At 61.6% G+C, this 16602-nt stretch carries 11 protein-coding genes; 6 read left to right on the forward strand and 5 right to left on the reverse strand.

Going from position 1 to position 16602, the window contains the following annotated elements; genetic code table 11:
* Positions 1-9 precede the first annotated feature (9 nt).
* Together B9Q17_RS08625 and B9Q17_RS08630 are read right to left on the reverse strand one after the other, a co-directional pair.
* Positions 10-1206, reverse strand: a complete 1197-nt coding sequence (locus B9Q17_RS08625) for an OmpA family protein (RefSeq protein WP_094624894.1) — start codon at positions 1204-1206, stop codon at positions 10-12.
* Between the two features lie 166 nt (positions 1207-1372).
* Positions 1373-3652 (reverse strand): ATP-dependent helicase, encoded by a 2280-nt coding sequence (locus B9Q17_RS08630; RefSeq protein WP_208618770.1) that lies wholly within the window; start codon positions 3650-3652, stop codon positions 1373-1375.
* A 298-nt stretch (positions 3653-3950) separates the two neighbouring features.
* Between B9Q17_RS08630 and B9Q17_RS08635 the strand changes: the two genes are divergently transcribed.
* Together B9Q17_RS08635 and B9Q17_RS08640 are read left to right on the forward strand one after the other, a co-directional pair.
* Positions 3951-6083 (forward strand): tRNA(Met) cytidine acetyltransferase TmcA, encoded by a 2133-nt coding sequence (locus tag B9Q17_RS08635; RefSeq protein WP_094624896.1) that lies wholly within the window; start codon positions 3951-3953, stop codon positions 6081-6083.
* Positions 6084-6150: 67 nt separating this feature from the next.
* Positions 6151-6732, forward strand: coding sequence for an ankyrin repeat domain-containing protein (locus B9Q17_RS08640; RefSeq protein WP_022988541.1), 582 nt, complete (start codon positions 6151-6153; stop codon positions 6730-6732).
* Positions 6733-6747: 15 nt separating this feature from the next.
* On the opposite strand, the gene B9Q17_RS08645 is transcribed toward B9Q17_RS08640, so the two are convergent.
* Entirely contained in the window at positions 6748-7851 is a 1104-nt protein-coding gene (locus B9Q17_RS08645) for an enoyl-CoA hydratase/isomerase family protein (protein ID WP_094624897.1), read from the reverse strand.
* A gap of 230 nt (positions 7852-8081) precedes the next feature.
* Here B9Q17_RS08645 and B9Q17_RS08650 point away from each other — a divergent pair, with 230 nt between their 5' ends.
* On the forward strand, positions 8082-8414 hold the full coding sequence (locus B9Q17_RS08650; protein WP_022988539.1) for a c-type cytochrome: 333 nt from the start codon (positions 8082-8084) through the stop codon (positions 8412-8414).
* 20 nt (positions 8415-8434) lie between these two features.
* On the opposite strand, the gene ppnN is transcribed toward B9Q17_RS08650, so the two are convergent.
* Positions 8435-9817 carry a nucleotide 5'-monophosphate nucleosidase PpnN gene (gene ppnN, locus B9Q17_RS08655; protein WP_094624898.1) on the reverse strand — a complete coding sequence of 461 codons (1383 nt, stop codon included), beginning with the start codon at positions 9815-9817 and terminating at the stop codon, positions 8435-8437.
* A gap of 121 nt (positions 9818-9938) precedes the next feature.
* Between ppnN and thiI the strand changes: the two genes are divergently transcribed.
* Positions 9939-11393, forward strand: coding sequence for a tRNA uracil 4-sulfurtransferase ThiI (gene thiI, locus B9Q17_RS08660; RefSeq protein ID WP_094624899.1), 1455 nt, complete (start codon positions 9939-9941; stop codon positions 11391-11393).
* Here thiI and B9Q17_RS08665 read toward each other — a convergent pair.
* On the reverse strand, positions 11390-12403 hold the full coding sequence (locus B9Q17_RS08665) for a histone deacetylase family protein (protein ID WP_058342022.1): 1014 nt from the start codon (positions 12401-12403) through the stop codon (positions 11390-11392). The genes thiI and B9Q17_RS08665 overlap by 4 nt on opposite strands.
* Positions 12404-12571: 168 nt before the next feature.
* Here B9Q17_RS08665 and B9Q17_RS08670 point away from each other — a divergent pair, with 168 nt between their 5' ends.
* Positions 12572-14020, forward strand: a complete 1449-nt coding sequence (locus tag B9Q17_RS08670; protein ID WP_094624900.1) for an NAD-dependent succinate-semialdehyde dehydrogenase — start codon at positions 12572-12574, stop codon at positions 14018-14020.
* Between the two features lie 295 nt (positions 14021-14315).
* Positions 14316-16481 carry a DNA helicase II gene (gene uvrD, locus B9Q17_RS08675; RefSeq protein WP_094624901.1) on the forward strand — a complete coding sequence of 722 codons (2166 nt, stop codon included), beginning with the start codon at positions 14316-14318 and terminating at the stop codon, positions 16479-16481.
* Positions 16482-16602 lie beyond the last annotated feature (121 nt).

A 16602-nucleotide genomic window follows, 5' to 3' on the forward strand; every position in this document is an offset into this window, starting at 1 on the left:
CGGTTGGTCTTAGCGACGAACCTGGATGCGGGCTTCTACTCGGCGGTTCTGGGCACGGCCAGCTGCAGTGTCGTTGCTGGCAATCGGCTCGACTTCACCGTAACCAACTGCAGTTACACGGTCCGGATCCACGCCCAGTACGGAAGTCAGGCGATCAGCCACGGCTTCGGCACGGCGCTGGGACAGGAAGCGGTTGTATTCGGCATCACCAATGCTGTCGGAGTGACCGGCAATCTCAACGGTGGTGTCCGGGTATTCTTCCATGAAGTCCGCCGCCTTGCGGATTTCGGCGTCGTAGGTGGCGTCAATCACGGAGCTGTTGGTGGGGAACTGAACCCGCAGCTCGATGGTTTCGATGGTCTCGGTGACACCTTCGCAACCGGTTTCGTCCACTTCAGCACCAGCAGCAGTGTTCGGACACTGGTCCTTGCTGTTCACCACGCCATCGTTGTCGCTGTCCAGCTCACAGCCACGGCTGTTTACTTCAGCGCCAGCCGGGGTGTTCGGGCACTGGTCCTTGCTGTCGGCAACGCCATCATTGTCGGCATCCAGTTCACAGCCGCGGCTGTCTACCTGGGCACCGACCGGGGTGTTGGCGCACTGGTCACGGGAATCGGGCACACCGTCGTTGTCCGCATCCGCCGGCTTGGGCTCGGTGGTGGTACGGTGGAAGGCCAGGCTCAGGCCCAGAGACACCATGGTGTCGAAGGTGCTTTCGTCAATGCCGTGGAACTCGCGCAGGTCACCGCGCAGGGAAATCATGTCGCTGATGTTGTAACGCACACCGGCGCCCACGTTTACACGGGTTTCGTCGTGGTCTGTGCCGGCGGTTTCACGACCGATGTTGTCGCCCAGCCCGAAATCGGCATGGCCGGCACCGAAGGCCAGGTACGGGTTCCAGGCTGAATCCTGGCCACGGAAGTAATAGAGGCCGTCCAGGCGCAGTTCTTCAAATTCGGAATCACCGGCGTCGTATTTGCGGTCTGCATCGGCCCGGGAATAGACCGCTTCCACCGCCCAGTGGGGCTTGAACCGGTACTCAAGGCCAAAGCCGTAGGTGTCGGTTTCGCTCAGGTCACGCTTGTCGTCAAACAGCTGGTAACCGGCGAACGGGTTCAGGTAAATGGATTGCTTGTCGGCGGCCAGGGCTGGCGCAGACAGGGATGAAGCTAAGACGGCCAGGGCGACCGGGCGCACGATGTTCATGCAGAACCTCCTGTTTCATTTTTATGTTCCCGTTCTCTCATCAGGAACGCAGACAAATCCCTAGATTTAATGCCTTATCTGGAATCTAGGTTAGTAAGCCAAAAAATACAAAAAATTACATCTTTACCTGGGTCAGGACTTGTACGCAGGGGGTTCCACTTATGGATCAGTCTGTTACCGGGGTGAAGTACAGGTGGGCGCTTTTCTTGCTGAAATTCAGGGTGTCGCCATTATCAAAGCGCACCTCGAATGAGCTTTCGTCTTCCCCGGTTACGCGGCCAGCGCCAAAGATGGCGTGAATGAGCCGGGGCTGGTGCCATACGGGTTGTGAGGTGTCCGGGGTGCTGGCTGGCGCCTGGCCATCCAGGGCGATTTTGGCCCTTTCGGCATAGCGCAGGCTGACCGGGGTGAGGGGATGCCGGAGCGTTACGGGCTGGTCGGAGGCGGGGTTACCTGCGTCCAGAACCTGCCCCAGCTCCCGGGCCAGGGGGAAGCAGAATTCTGCCACGAAGCGGCTGGGGCCCTGATCACCCTCCAGGTGCGGGTGGCTGCTGTCGGGGCGGGTAATCAAGTGCAGCTGCTCCCGGCAACGGGTCATGCCCACGTAGAGCAGCCGCCGTTCACTCTCCAGCAGGGCCCGGGCATCGTCCTGCGGGCGGGGGCTGTAGGGCAGGTACTTTTCCTGCAAGCCGGGAATGATGACCACCGGCCACTCCAGGCCCTTGGTGCGGTGGATGGTGGATAACAGCACGCCCTGTTCCCTCTGTTCGCCGGCTTGCTGTTTCAGGGCCTTGAGATGGTCCAGCGCACCGGCGGCGTCAACATCCAGGCTTTTCAGGTAGTCGCGGAAGCCCTGGATGGTGTCGATGCGCTCTTCGGCGCTGTCGTGGGTCAGGGCGAGGCTGCGAATGCCTTCGTACAGATCGGTATGGTCGGCGTAGACGCTGATCAGTCCGGCCACGGGGCCCTTGTAGTTGCGCAGCTGCATCAACACTTCGCCCAGTTTTTTCAGCTTGCGGGCGGCCATGGGGGCCAGGGCGTTGAAGTCCATGGCCAGCAGGCGTTCGTGCCAGTCGCTGTCGAAGCCGGCGAGGAACTGCGCCAGGTTTTCCAGTTCCGGTTCTTTCAGGCCAACGTGGGGAAAACGCAGCAGTTGCCGGGCCAGGTCCAGCCGGTCGCTGTCGGGCAGTTGGTGCAGGCGGCCGCTGACCACCATCAGCAGGGCGATAATGGCTTGGACTTCCCGGCTGAACAGGGCGCCTTTGCCGCTGTCGATGCGATAGGGGATCTGCCGGGCCAGTAGTTTCAGCTCGATCGGTACGCTCTGGCTCCAGACCCGGAACAGGATGGCGCTCTGGCTGGTTTGCTCCGGGCTTTGTTGCTGCAGAATTTTCAGGATCTGGTCGCTGTCGTTGTCTGCCCGGTGCAGGTTTACATCGGTAGCCGGAGTGGATGAGTGGGAGTGGCACAGCACATCTTTGCGGCCGGTGTTGTGGCAAATCAGGTGGTTGGCCAGCAAGGCGACCTGGTGCCCGTACCGGAAGGTGTAGCTCAGGGTCTGTTCCAGGGGGCTTTCGAACTCGTCGCTGAACCGGCGCAGGATAAATTCAGGCTTGGCGCCGCGGAATTCGTAGATGGTCTGGTCCGGGTCGCCGACCACGGTCACCCGGGCGCGGTCGCCGGCCACGTAGCGCAGCAGCAGGTGCTGGATTTCGTTGGTGTCCTGGTATTCGTCCACCAGGATCAGGTCCATTTTATTGCCGACGAGGCGCTGCAATGGCGGGTTCTGGTGAATGGCCATGACCGGTTCGTACAGCATGTCGGCGTAGCTGATGCGGCTCTGGCTTTTGCGCCATTGCTCAAAGCTGTGGAACAGGTCGATCAGGTATTTGTGTTTTTCCGAGTAGCCCAGTTCTTCGAATACGATTTCTGCCGGCGACAGGCAGGTTTTGACCAGGTCGATAAAGCCGGTGGCGGTTTCCACATAGTCTTTCTTGTTGCGGCGTATTTCATCGGCCAGATCTTCCGGTGCCAGCCGGCGGGTGAGCAGCCAGGCCTGGTAGCCGATTTCCTGTTCGGTGAGGATTTTTTCAGAGAATCCGGGCAGGTAGCCTTCCCGCACGAAGCGTTTGTAGAGCCGCAGGCCCATGGCGTGATAGGTGCGGATTTCCGGCAGGGCCAGGCCGGACTGGTGGCACACTTGCTGCAGTTTGCGCTGGAAGTCGATGCGGGCGCTGCGGTTGAACATGAGTACCAGCATGCGGTCCGGGTCGTGGCCCTGTTGCAGCAGGTGGCGTATGCGCCAGGCCAGGGTGGAGGTTTTGCCGCTGCCGGCCACGGCGGTGATTACCGAGTGCTCGTAGCCGGCGGTGATGATGGCCCGCTGTTCGTCGGTTAGGTGGTCTGGCAGGTAGCTGATGTCTGGCGTTTGGGGCTGGTTTGGCATGGCGGGTATTGTACTTGGCTGCTGGCAGTGGGAGTAGCCGTGCCGCATAATTGCCTGAGACTTTTGTCATTCATGCCCGCACTGCGCCGGGGGTGGCCTTCAAAAAAACGCTCCTGTCGGCACCCCTACGGGGTCCGGCCCGCAATCACAGATTGCGGTCGCTCAGCTTTCGCATGAAGCTTCGCTTCATAAGAGCTCGGCTGAGCCCATGTGGCGCTTCTGCTCCGCCATCCATGGCTCCGCAAATTTTTTGAAGGCCACCCCCGGCGCAGCGCTCCATCGGAGTTGCCTTCAGATTATGCCTTCCTCGATCACACAGAACTGGCAAACCTTTTCGGCTCAATTGGCCCATACCGGTCAACGCCGCCTCGTTCTGCTGGAGGGTGAACAGGAGTGGGCCCGGGGCTGGGTGCAGGAGTGGCTGGGTGGTTTTGATGTCGCCGGGGCGCTGTGGGTTGGCCGTGATGAGGACGCCGGGGTTGCGGGTGTACGTGGCGTCTCTTCAGCGCAGTACAAGCGGTGGCTGGGGCAGGAGACCGGGGTGTTGGTTTGGGATGGCTGGCAGGGGAATCCGCCGGATGGGTTTGCCGGGTTGGCGGGTACGTTGAGGGCCGGTGGGTTGTTGTTCTGGTTGATGCCGCCGCTGGCGCAATGGCCGGGGTTTGAGGATCCGGATTACTCGCGCACGGGGCTGGACGGGGCGGGGGAGCATCGGTTTTTGGCGCGGTTGGCGGAGGTTGTGGCGTCTGACGGTGCGGTGGTCCGGGTTCGGCAGGGTATTGATGAATGCCCGGTGCTGCCGGATGTCCGGTGTGATGATGCAGCGTTCAGGCCGGGGGCGACGGCGGAGCAGTCGGAGCTGGTGGCGCGGCTGGTGCGTTTCGGGTTGGGGCGGCGTCGGCGGCCGGTGGTGGTGACGGCAGACCGGGGCCGGGGGAAGTCGGCGGCGTTGGGGATGGCGGCGGCGGAGTTGTTGCTGGCGGGGCGGCAGCAGGTGTTGGTGACGTCGCCTTCGGTGGACAATCTGCAGAGTTTTTTCCGGCATGCGGCGGAGGTTATGGGCGACCGGGTTGAGAGCCGGTCGGAGTCGGAGCTTGTGCTGCCGGGCGGGCAGGCGATTCGTTTCCTGCCGGTGCCGGAGTTGCTGGCGCAGAAGCCGGAGGCCGAGGTGGTGATGGTGGACGAGGCCGCCGGTTTGCCGGCGAGCTGGCTGCGGGAGGTTTTGCTGGGTTGGCCTCGGGTGGCGTTTGCCAGCACGGTGCATGGTTATGAGGGCACCGGGCGGGGCTTTGCGATCCGGTTCCGGCAGGTGCTGGACCGGGAGGCGCCGCACTGGCAATCGGTGGAGCTGAACCAGCCGGTGCGCTGGGCGCAGGGTGATCCCCTGGAGCGGGTGTTGTTCCGGATGTTTCTGTTGGGTGCCCGGGGGCCGGACAGCAGCAAGCCGAAACCCGGTGCAGTGTCTGTCGAACCCTGGAATCCGGCACAGGCCAGCGAGGCGGAACTTGCCGAGGCCTTCGGCTTGCTGGTGGATGCCCATTACCGCACCACGCCGGCGGACTTGCGGCAGTGGCTGGACGATCCGGCCGCCAGCAGCTGGCGGGCGGTGGTGCAGGGCAAAACCGTGGGTGTGCTCTGGGGATGTGTGGAAGGCGGCCTGGATCAGGACCTGGCCGCCCAGGTGGCCATGGGCCAGCGCCGTATGCGGGGGCATTTGCTGGCGCAGTCCCTGGCCAGCCATGGTGGCTTTGCGGAGGCGGCGCAGCAGCGGTGTTTTCGGGTGGTGCGCATTGCCGTGGCAGAGCCGGCCCGGCAGCTGGGCGTGGGCCGGGCGCTGGTGGCGGCGGCGGAAGAGTTTTGCCGGAGCCAGGGGCTGGATTCGCTGGGTACCAGTTTTGGTGGCGAAGCGGGTTTGCAGTCGTTCTGGCAGGGTTGTGGATTACGCCTGGTGCGTATCGGGCTGACCCGGGAGCATTCTACCGGCGAATTTCCGGTGCAACTGTTGAAGGGTGTATCCCCGGCGGGCAGCGACCTGGAACAGCGCCTGCGCCGTCGGTTTGCCAGGCATTGGCAGGTGCTGATTCCCCGGCATTGGGCAGACATGCCCCCGGAATTACTGGCGCAGCTAGCCGCAGACCTGCCTGCCACGGCAGAGCCCGGGCCGGACGACTGGCAGGATTTGCGGAGCTTTGCCGAGGGCTATCGGGGGTTTGAAGTGACTTTGCCGCTGCTGCGTGAAGTCTGCAGCTGGCCTGGCTGGATGGCCTGGCTGGCCGGGCAGGAAGATGCCGGGCTCTGGTGCCGTGCGGTACTTCAGGGTTGGGCCTGGCCGCAGTTGCAGGCGCTTGGGCTGGTCACCGGCAAGCGAGAGGGCGAAATGCGGCTGAGACAAATCGTGGCCCGCTGGTTGGCACAAGTGTCGGAGTTGTGACCGTTTCGATTTAATTATGACCACCCGGCCCGCAAAATAGCTGAAAAAATCAAACAAGAGAGTACGAATGATGAGCAGGGATGCGGGCAGTCGCTTTCATTTTGTGGTTTTGGTGGTGCTGTCGTTGCTGGCTGGTTGCAGCAGCACAGGCGAGGTAGGCGATACCGGGGCAACCGGCGCGGATTTGCTGGCAGCGGTTGCGGCCAATGAAGACCGAGCGGTGCTGGATATGCTGTCGCAGGGCGTGGACCCGGACCCAAGGGCAGGTTCTTCCAAAACCCCGCTGATGCTGGCGGCGGCGGAGGGTAACCGGCGTATTGTCCGCTTGTTGCTGGCGGCCGGTGCCGATGTGAACAGCGAAGACAACAGCGGTTACACTCCGGTGATCCATGCGGCGGAAAACGGGCATTTGTCGGTGGTTCGCGCCTTGCTGGCGGCGGGAGCCAACGTCAATGTCAGCCAGGACGGCGAATCCCTGTTGATGAAAGTGGTGGAAGCCGGCGACCTGCTGACCGCCGAGATGCTGCTGGCCGCTGGTGCTGATGTGCACTACCGGCGCACCGATGGCACCACGGCCCTCGACATTGCCCGGGCCCGCAATAACCAGGACCTGGAAATGCTGCTGGTGCAGGCGGGCGCGGCCCGCTGATTTCCCGGCCCGGTGTCAGTCCAGCTGCATCGGGTCGTTCAGGTCGTCCCAAACCGGCTCGAAATGCCGTTCGATCACCTCTTCCGGTACCTCCCCGGCGGATTTGAACGACCACACCGGCGCTTTATCTTTATCTACCAGCAATGCCCGGATGCCTTCGGCGAGGTCGGGGCGGCGTGTGCATTCCAGTGCCATGGCCAGTTCCATCCGGAAAATATCCTTCAGTGACATCTGCTGACCTTTGCGCAGCTGGTGCCAGACCAGCCAGGCGGTCACCGGGCAGCCATTCTTCAGGTTTTCCGCACAGCTTTGCCACCAGGGGTCGTCAATGTCGGCGGCGAGTATCTGTTCGATGATGGCGGGCAGTTCGGTACCCGCGGTCAGCCCGGCGATGGTCTGTTCGTGCCGCTCCAGGTGGCCCGGCGCCAGGCTCCGGTAATCCAGTGCTTCCACCTGGTTCAGCAGGCGGAACAGCCGGTTGTCATCGGCGGCGGCCTCGCCGGTCCAGCGCTCATCCTGCAGGCGGGCCAGCAGGGTTTCGATCTGGCCGGCATCAATCACCAGGTCTGCCAGCCCCACCCGCAGGGTGTCGGCCACGTTCAGGCGGGCCCCGGTCAGCCCCATAAACAGCCCGAGGCGCCCCGGCAGGCGGTTCAGGAACCAGCTGGCACCGACATCCGGGAACAGGCCGATGCTGATTTCCGGCATGGCCAGGGTGACATCGGGCGTGACCAGGCGGTAGCGGCAGGCCGACAGCAGGCCCAGACCGCCCCCCATCACAATGCCCCGGGCCAGGCCCACCACCGGCTTCGGAAAACGGTGCAGGCTGTAGTCAAGCCGGTACTCCCGGGTGAAGAAGCGTTCCGGGGCAGATGTGTCACCTTCGCCTTTCAGGGCCTGGTAAAGGTTGCGGATGTTACCGCCGGCACAGAAGGCCCGTTCGCCACTGCCTTGCAACACCACCATGCAGATGCGGTCGTCTGTGGCCCAGCGATCCAGGGTTTCCTGGGCCTGGTTGACCATGTCCTCGGTCAGGGCGTTGAGGGTCTGGGCTGCATTCAGGGTAAGCAGACCGATATGGCCCTGGCGGCAGGTGAGTTCCTGAACCTCTACAGACATGTGGTGTGATCTCCGGTGTGCAGGTGATTTTGTTAATTAATGTATTTTTGCGGTTTGTTCGTACTGTCCTATAGTCAGCACGAGAGTAAAACAGCACTATGGTCGCACGAATGTCCTTGACCTATCACATTTGAGGCCTTGGATGGCTGTGCTATAAAGAAAGTCTGACTTACGGTCCGGTTGATAAAAAACTGAATTGTAAACGTAAAAACGATGAGAGGATGAACTCTATGAACCTGAAACACTTCGCAGTTGCTGGTCTGTTCGCACTGGGTGCTGCTGCGCCTGCCGCTTCCATGGCAGCCGACGCCGAAGCCGGTAAGGCCAAGGCTGGCGTTTGTGCCGCGTGCCACGGCCAGAACGGTATCTCCCAGGTGCCCATCTACCCGAACCTGGCAGGCCAGAAAGAGCAGTACCTGGTTGCTGCCCTGAAAGCCTACAAGGCTGGTCAGCGTCAGGGTGGCCAGGCTCCGGTCATGCAGGGCCAGGCAACTGCCCTGAGCGATGAAGACATCGCTAACCTGGCGGCTTACTACGCAAGCCTGCCGGCTGGCGGCAAGTAATTGCCCGGCAGTGGTGCGGCTCAGGCCGCACCACTGACAATCCGGTAACTGGGCCGGTAGGCGGATGATCCCGGCAGTTTCATCCGGTCCTGGGCAATAAACTGCTCCAGCATGGCCTCAAGGGGTTTGATCAGCGTCGGGTCTCCGGCAATTTCAAACGGTCCCTTCTCCTGAATCTGCCGAATTCCGCTTTCCTTCACATTTCCCGCCACGATACCGCTGAACGCCTTGCGCAGATTCGCCGCAATCAGGTGTGCCGGTTGATCCCTGTGTAATTCCAGCGCCCGCATGTTGCTGTGGTTGGGCTCGAACGGTAACTGGAACACCGGGTCGATCTTCAGCATCCAGTTGAAATAGTAGGCATCCTGCATGGCGCGGCGGAAGGTCTCCACATCCTTGATGCCCTGCTTCATGGTCTGGGCTACCCTTACCGGGTCATCAATGATGATGTCGTATTTGCTGGCGGCTTCGTCGCCCAGGGCATTGCGGATGAACTTGTCGATCATCTCGAAGTATTCCGCGTTTTCCCGGCGGCCGGTAAACACCACCGGGAAGGGCAGGTCGGCGTTGTCCGGGTGTAGCAGAATGCCCAGAAGATACAGAATCTCTTCGGCCGTACCCACGCCACCGGGGAAAACGATCACCCCGTGGCCGCAGCGCACAAAGGCTTCCAGCCGCTTTTCGATATCCGGCATGATCACCAGTTCGTTGACAATCGGGTTGGGCGCTTCCGCCCCGATGATGCCCGGTTCGGTTATACCAATGTAACGACCGTTCTTGATCCGCTGCTTGGCGTGGGCAATGGTCGCGCCTTTCATGGGGCCTTTCATGGCACCGGGGCCGCAGCCGGTGCAGATGCTCATTCCCCGAAGCCCCAGCTGGTGCCCCACTTCCTTGCTGTACTGGTACTCGTCATGGCTGATGGAATGGCCACCCCAGCACACCACCATGTCGGGCTGGCGGCCGGGCTCCAGGGCCCGGGCATTGCGCAGGATGTGGAACACCAGGTTGGTAATGTCTTCCGGATTATCCTTGCGGAAGCCGGAGACGGTGTCTGGCAGCGAGTGGCTGTAGACAATATCCCGCAACACCGAGAACAGGTGTTCCCGGATCGCCCGCAGCATTTCGCCGTCAACAAAAGCGTGCGCCGGGGCATTGACCAGCTCCAGCTTCAGGCCCCGGGGCTGGGGAACCAGCCGCACATCGAAATCGCCGTGGGCTTCCATCAGTTCCTTGCAGTCGTCGGTTTCCATGCCGGTATTCAGCACCGCCAGGGCGCATTGCCTGAACAACCGGTACAAGCCACCTTCACTCTTGTCCTTGAGCCGGTTTACCTCGTGGGTGGAGAGAATTTCGAGGCTGCCCTCCGGAGAGACCAGGGCATTCATGGTGGGTTCGGTCATCGGTGTTAGAACTCCTGCTGTTTCGGCAATGACGGATTTTGAGCCACTCAGGCGAAAGGGTACACTAAGCGCTTTCCGCCTTTTACGCTACCCGACGTTCCTCCGATCAAAGTCCTTTTTTATGAAATTACTGATTCGTCCCGCCGCTGAAGTGGCCATCAAAAGCAAACCCGTTCGCCAGCAGCAAATGCGCCAGTTGCGGCAGAATATCCGGAAACTCCTGGCCCGGCTGGATGCTGACATCCGGGTGGATGGCAGCTGGGACCGGGTTGATGTGGAGGTGCCCGAAGGCCGGGGCCTGACCGGCGCGGTGATTGATGAACTTACCCGAATTTCCGGCATTTCCACCATCCAGGAAATCGCGGTTTACCCGTTTGTGGACCTGGACGACGTGGGCGCCAAGGCCATACAGGCCTTTGCCGGTCGACTGAAAGGCAAAACCTTTGCAGTACGTGCACGGCGCCATGGCCAGCACGATTTCCGTTCGATTGACCTGGAGCGACTGGTCGGCGGCGCGCTGATGCAAGCCTCCGAGGCCCGTGGGGTCGACCTGAAAAATCCGGAAGTGGAAGTGCGCATCGAAGTGAACGATGACCAGTTCCACATTGCCCATCGCCGTCACGAGGGCTTGGGCGGCTATCCGCTGGGTACCGTGGAAACCGTGATGACATTGATCTCCGGTGGCTACGATTCGTCGGTAGCGGCTTACCTGATGATGCGCCGCGGTATCCGCAGCCATTTCCTGTTCTTCAACCTCGGCGGCACTGCCCATGAGGTGGGCGTGCGCCAGGTGGTGCACTACCTGTGGCAGCGTTACGGCGCCTCCCACAATGTGAAGTTTATCTCGGTGCCTCTCGAGGGCGTGGTGGCAGAGATCATGCGTTCGGTAAACCATCGCCACTGGGGCGTGGTGCTCAAGCGCATGATGCTGAAAGCCGCTGCCGAAATTGCCCGGGATTACACCGCCACCGGCCTGGTGATGGGCGATGCCGTGGCCCAGGTGTCGAGCCAGACCCTGACCAACCTGAACGTGGTCGATCGCGCCAGCGATGAAGTGGTGCTGCGCCCGCTGATTGCCATGGACAAACAGGAAATCATCCGCATTGCCCGGGACATCGGTACCGAGCCCTTTGCCCGCAACATGCCGGAATACTGCGGCGTGATTTCCAGCAAGCCGGTCACCCGCGCCAAGCTGCACCGGGTGGAGGAAGAAGAAACCCACATGGACCCGAAAGTGCTGGCCAGCGCCATTGCCAACAGCGAGCACACCAAGGTGAGCGAACTGCTGGACAGCGTGGTGACTCCGGAAGAGGTGGAACTGGTGCAGACCCCGGCGGTAGACGATGTGATCATCGACGTGCGCCACCCTTCTGAGGAAGAGCGGGCACCGCTGACGCTCACCAACAACGAGATCCTGAAGATCCCGTTCTACGAGCTTAACCAGCAGGTGCCGGCGCTACCGGCAGGCCGCCAGTACCTGTTGTACTGTGACCGGGGCACCATGAGCCGCATGCACGCCGGTCACCTGAAGGCGGAAGGCCTTAACAACGTGAAGGTTTACGCTCCGGGCGCCTAGCCTTCCAGCCCCCTGAAGAACTGCTGGACGTTCTCGCTGAGGGCGTCCAGGTCATATCCCCCCTCCTGTACGATCAGCGTCGGCAGCCCCAGCTGACGGATGTGGGTGCTGAGCCGGCAGAAGCCCTCGGACGACACCGACACCTTGGCCTGCGGGTCGTTTTTGTAGATATCGAAGCCCAGAGGCAGGATCAGCACATCGGGCTGGTACAGCCGCACGGCCGCCAGTGCTTCCTCCACCCGGGCAAAGAAATCCTCCTCGCTGGAGCCGTGGGGCATGGGCAGGTTGATGTTGTAACCGTAGCCTTCGCCTTCACCGCGCTCGTCCTCGAAACCACTCACCACCGGGTAGAAGTTGGTGGGGTCGCCATGGATGGAGATATACAGCACATCGCTGCGATTGTAGAAGATTTCCTGGATGCCCTGGCCGTGGTGCATGTCGGTATCCAGGATCACCGTGCGCGGGAACCGGCTTTTCAGGTGTTCGGCGGCAATGGCGGCATTGTTCAGGTAGCAGAAGCCCCCGGCGGCATCTTTGCGGGCGTGGTGGCCGGGCGGGCGGCACACGGCATAGGCATAGCGCTCGCCGGCAATCAGGGCATCGGCCGCCCCGAGAGCAGTCTGGGCCGACCAGTAGGCGGCCTTCCAGGTATTCTCGCCAATCGGACAACTGCCATCGGCCAGGTAACAGGCTGCTTCCGCCAGGACACCCCGCAGGGCATTGGGAGAACGCACGAAGATGTTGGACATCACCTCGTCGCCCCAGTCTTCCATTTCCATCCAGCGCCGGTGGGCGGATTCCAGGAACCGCAGATAGCCCAGGTCATGCACCTTCGAGATTGGCGCCGCACCCTGGTCGGCAGGCTGGAACACCGGAATGCCCAGCGCTTTCAGGCCTTCCACCATCTGGCCGGTACGATCCGGCACCTCCTGGGGCTGGCGCATCTGGCCCCGGGTGAAATACGTCTTCGGGATGTGCAGATCCTGTGACGGATGGAAAAATGCTTTCATGTCCGGCCTCCTTGATTCACTCCCTCGAGTATAGGCAGAGACCGGGATGGGTCAAAAAATCCCCGCTGACTTTACAGGCCGGCCCCCAGCTACCACTATGAAGGCAGAACCCGAACCCCGGATCCCGGCCCGCAACCGGGCGTGATCAGGCACAGAAAAGGAGTCGAGATGATCGAATCACCACTGTTGCAGAATCTTACCGGCTACATTGGCGGGCGCTGGACAGACAGCGCCGGTGGCAGCACCTTTGATGTCTACAATCCGGCCACGGGCGAGGTGATTGCCAAAGTGCCTTCGATGCCGGAGCAAGACATACTGGATGCGGTCGAAGCCGGCAAGCAGGCCCTGCGGCTGACCAACCCCTATCCCCTTGAAACCCGCCGCAAATGGCTGGAAGACATCCGCGATGCCCTGAAGGACAACCGCGAGGAAATCGGTCGCATCCTGTGCATGGAGCACGGCAAGCCCTGGAAAGAAGGCCAGGGTGAAGTGGACTACGCCGCCGGCTTCTTCGATTACTGCGCCAGGCACATCCAGGCGCTGGATGCCCACACCATTCCGGAAAAGCCGAAAGACTGCACCTGGACCGTCCACTACCGCCCCATCGGCGTCACCGGCCTGATTGTGCCCTGGAACTTCCCCATCGGCATGATCGCCAAGAAACTCTCGGCAGCCCTGGCGGCCGGCTGCCCCTCGGTCATCAAACCGGCCAGTGAAACCCCGCTGACCATGATTGCCTTCTTCAGCATCATGGACAAACTCGGCCTGCCCGATGGCATGGTCAACCTGGTGATGGGCAAGGCCAGCGTCATAGGCAAGGTGCTGTGTGAACACAAAGACGTACCCATGCTCAGCTTCACTGGCTCCACCGAAGTGGGCCGAAAACTGATCGTCGACACCGCCGAGCAGGTGAAAAAGCTGTCCCTGGAACTGGGTGGCAACGCCCCGTATATCGTCTTCGACGACGCCGACCTGGACGCCGCCGCCGACAACCTGATCGCCAATAAATTCCGCGGTGGCGGCCAGACCTGCGTCTGCGCCAACCGCATCTTCGTCCATGAAAAAGTGGCCGACGCCTTCGGCGAAAAACTCGCCGAGCGAGTGAATAAAATGACCGTCGGCGACGGCATGAACGATGGCGTCGACATCGGCCCGCTGGTCAACAAAGCCGGCTTCGACAAGGTCAAACGCCACCTGGAGGATGCCCTGGCCAAAGGCGGCAAACTGGTTGCCGGCAAGCAGCCGGATGAGTTGGGTGAAGGCCTGTTCTTCCCGCCCACAGTGGTGCAGGGCGTTGACCGCAACATGGCCTGCTACCAGGAGGAAACCTTCGGCCCGCTGGTGCCCATGGCCCTGTTCCGCACCGAAGAGGAAGTCATCGAAGCCGGCAACGACACCGAATTCGGCCTGGCCTCCTACGTCTTCACCGCCGATGCCGAGCGTGCCCAACGCGTAGCCGCCGGCCTGCGTTTCGGCCATGTTGGCTGGAACACCGGCACCGGGCCTACTCCGGAAGCGCCGTTTGGTGGCATGAAAGCCTCTGGTATTGGCCGCGAAGGTGGCTTGGAAGGCTTGTTCGAGTTCGTGGAAGCCCAAACCGTACCGCGTGGCTTCTAAGACATAAGCCCTCATCTTTTGAGGTGTCGCACGGGGGAGGTGCACCTTCGTTGCCAGACAGCGCAGGAACGGGGACTTCTTCCCAGGACTGTCTGTGGCCATGAATGGCCACAGTCAAGCGCACAGGGATGTGCTCGTAGCGTGTCCTGGGAAGAAGTCCCCGTTCCTGTGCGTTAACTCCAAAGATCCTGAGCGTTAACTCCAAAAGAGCGGCGCCAATCCCTGCCCGACAAACCTGCTTTTCTCCTGTTATACTCTCAGGCCTGTTTATTTAACCAGTAAAAAGCCAGGTGCTATGGACGTTTCCCACATTATTGACCCCCTGAACGATGCCCAGCGCGAGGCCGTCACCGCCCAGAACGACCACCTGCTGGTACTGGCCGGCGCGGGCAGTGGCAAAACGCGGGTGCTGGTGCACCGGATTGCCTGGCTGATGACTGTTGACCGGGTGCCGCCGACCGGCATCCTGGCGGTGACCTTTACCAACAAAGCCGCCAAGGAAATGCGCTACCGCATCGAAGAAATGATGAACATCCCCTCCCGGGGACTGTGGTTCGGCACCTTCCACGGCATCGCCCACCGCTTGCTGCGCTCGCACTGGAAAGACGCCGGCCTGCCGGAGAATTTCCAGGTGCTCGACAGCGACGACCAGCTGCGCATGGTCAAGCGGGTGATGCGCGAGTTCCAGATTGATGAAAGCCAGTGGCCGCCGAAACAGGCCCAGTGGTTTATCAACAGCCAGAAAGACGAAGGCCTGCGGGCGGACCATATCCAGGAAAACCCCGGTGACCACTTCACCAGCACCATGCTGAAAATCTACCGCCAGTACGAAAAACTCTGCCAGCAGGGCGGCCTGGTGGACTTTGGCGAACTGCTGCTGCGCTCCCACGAGCTGTGGCTGCACCGGCCGGAGCTACTGAGTCACTACCAGCAGCGCTTCCAGCACATCCTGGTGGACGAGTTCCAGGACACCAACACCATCCAATACGCCTGGCTTCAGGTACTGGCCAGCAACCGCGTGCCGCTGACCGTGGTCGGGGATGACGACCAGTCCATCTACGGCTGGCGTGGTGCCAAGATCGAAAACATCCAGCAGTACCAGCGGGACTTCCCGAACGCCCGCCTGGTGCGGCTGGAGCAGAACTACCGCTCCACCCAGATGATCCTGAAGGCGGCCAACGCGGTGATCGCCAATAACCAGGGCCGCCTCGGTAAAGAGCTGTGGACCGACGGCCCCGAAGGCGAACCGATCAGCCTGTACGCGGCCTTTAACGAACAGGACGAAGCCAATTACATCGCTGACTCCATCACCGCCTGGGTCAACGACGGCAACCTGCGCAGCGAATCCGCCATCCTGTACCGCTCCAACGCCCAGTCCCGGGTACTGGAAGAAGCCCTGATGCGCCAGGGAATTCCCTACCGGGTGTATGGTGGCCTGCGGTTCTACGACCGCCAGGAAATCCGCAACGCCCTCGCCTACCTTCGCCTGGTGCAGTACCACCGTGATGATGCCGCCTTCGAACGGGTGGTGAACATCCCGACCCGCGGCATCGGCGCCAAGAGCCTGGCAGAGCTGCGTGAATACGCCACCGAGCAGGGCATTTCCCTGTGGGAATCCGCCGAACGCCTGCTGGCAGCAGGGCAGGTGAAAGGCCGGGCGAAAACCGGGCTGCAGTCGTTTATGGAAATCATCAACGGCCTGTCGGAAATGGTGGGCGAAGCCTCACTGCAGGGCCTGATGAAACAGGCCATCGAAGCCAGTGGCCTGAAGGACTACCACGCCAGCGAAAAAGGCGAGAAGGGCCAGGCAAGGGTTGAGAACCTGGAAGAACTGGTAAATGCGCTGTCCGATTTCGAGGTGGAAGACGGCGTCGACCCGCTGGCAGAATTCATCGCCCAGGCGGCACTGGATGCCGGCGAAGCCCAGGCCGATGCCCATGAAGACAGCGTACAGCTGATGACCCTGCACTCTGCCAAGGGCCTGGAATTCCCGCTGGTGTTCCTGGCCGGTGTGGAAGAAGGTTTGTTCCCCCACAGCATGTCGCTGGAAGAGCCGGGGCGTATGGAAGAAGAACGCCGGCTGGCCTACGTAGGCATTACCCGTGCCATGAAAAAGCTGGTGCTCACTTACGCCGAATCCCGCCGCTTGTACGGGCAGGAAAAATTCCACGCGCTGTCCCGCTTCGTGCGGGAGATTCCGGGCGACTGCCTGCAGGAAGTGCGGTTACGCAATACGGTGACCCGGCCGGCGATGGTGTCCCGCCCTAATGAGAGCATGTTCAGCCAGGATTCGGCGCAGCAATCGGGTTTCAGTCTGGGGCAGCGGGTGCGTCATCCGAAGTTCGGCGAGGGTATCGTAATGAACTCCGAGGGCACCGGGCACCACACCCGGGTGCAGGTAAACTTCGACGAGGGCGCCAAGTGGCTGGTTCTGGCCTATGCGCCGTTGGAGGCTTGTTAGACGTCGGTGCTTTTTACCCCTAGCCTTCTGGCTCGGTGGTGGCATGGCGGTGGGACGGTCTTTCCAAAAAGCGCTCTAGCCGTCCATGGGCGCTTGTGTTCCGCCATCCATGGCTCCACAA

Origin of the sequence: Marinobacter vinifirmus (assembly GCF_002258215.1) — a bacterium.
Classification (GTDB): domain Bacteria; phylum Pseudomonadota; class Gammaproteobacteria; order Pseudomonadales; family Oleiphilaceae; genus Marinobacter; species Marinobacter vinifirmus.

Excerpts from the sequence above, each read along its gene's own strand:
- B9Q17_RS08635 (WP_094624896.1), top strand. The coding sequence starts at position 3,951 with ATGCCTTCCTCGATCACACAGAACTGGCAAACCTTTTCGGCTCAATTG.
- B9Q17_RS08670 (WP_094624900.1), top strand. The coding sequence starts at position 12,572 with ATGATCGAATCACCACTGTTGCAGAATCTTACCGGCTACATTGGCGGG.
- B9Q17_RS08640 (WP_022988541.1), top strand. The coding sequence starts at position 6,151 with ATGATGAGCAGGGATGCGGGCAGTCGCTTTCATTTTGTGGTTTTGGTG.
- ppnN (WP_094624898.1), bottom strand. The coding sequence starts at position 9,817 with ATGACCGAACCCACCATGAATGCCCTGGTCTCTCCGGAGGGCAGCCTC.
- B9Q17_RS08630 (WP_208618770.1), bottom strand. The coding sequence starts at position 3,652 with ATGCCAAACCAGCCCCAAACGCCAGACATCAGCTACCTGCCAGACCAC.
- B9Q17_RS08665 (WP_058342022.1), bottom strand. The coding sequence starts at position 12,403 with ATGAAAGCATTTTTCCATCCGTCACAGGATCTGCACATCCCGAAGACG.
- B9Q17_RS08625 (WP_094624894.1), bottom strand. The coding sequence starts at position 1,206 with ATGAACATCGTGCGCCCGGTCGCCCTGGCCGTCTTAGCTTCATCCCTG.
- uvrD (WP_094624901.1), top strand. The coding sequence starts at position 14,316 with ATGGACGTTTCCCACATTATTGACCCCCTGAACGATGCCCAGCGCGAG.
- B9Q17_RS08650 (WP_022988539.1), top strand. The coding sequence starts at position 8,082 with ATGAACCTGAAACACTTCGCAGTTGCTGGTCTGTTCGCACTGGGTGCT.
- B9Q17_RS08645 (WP_094624897.1), bottom strand. The coding sequence starts at position 7,851 with ATGTCTGTAGAGGTTCAGGAACTCACCTGCCGCCAGGGCCATATCGGT.
- thiI (WP_094624899.1), top strand. The coding sequence starts at position 9,939 with ATGAAATTACTGATTCGTCCCGCCGCTGAAGTGGCCATCAAAAGCAAA.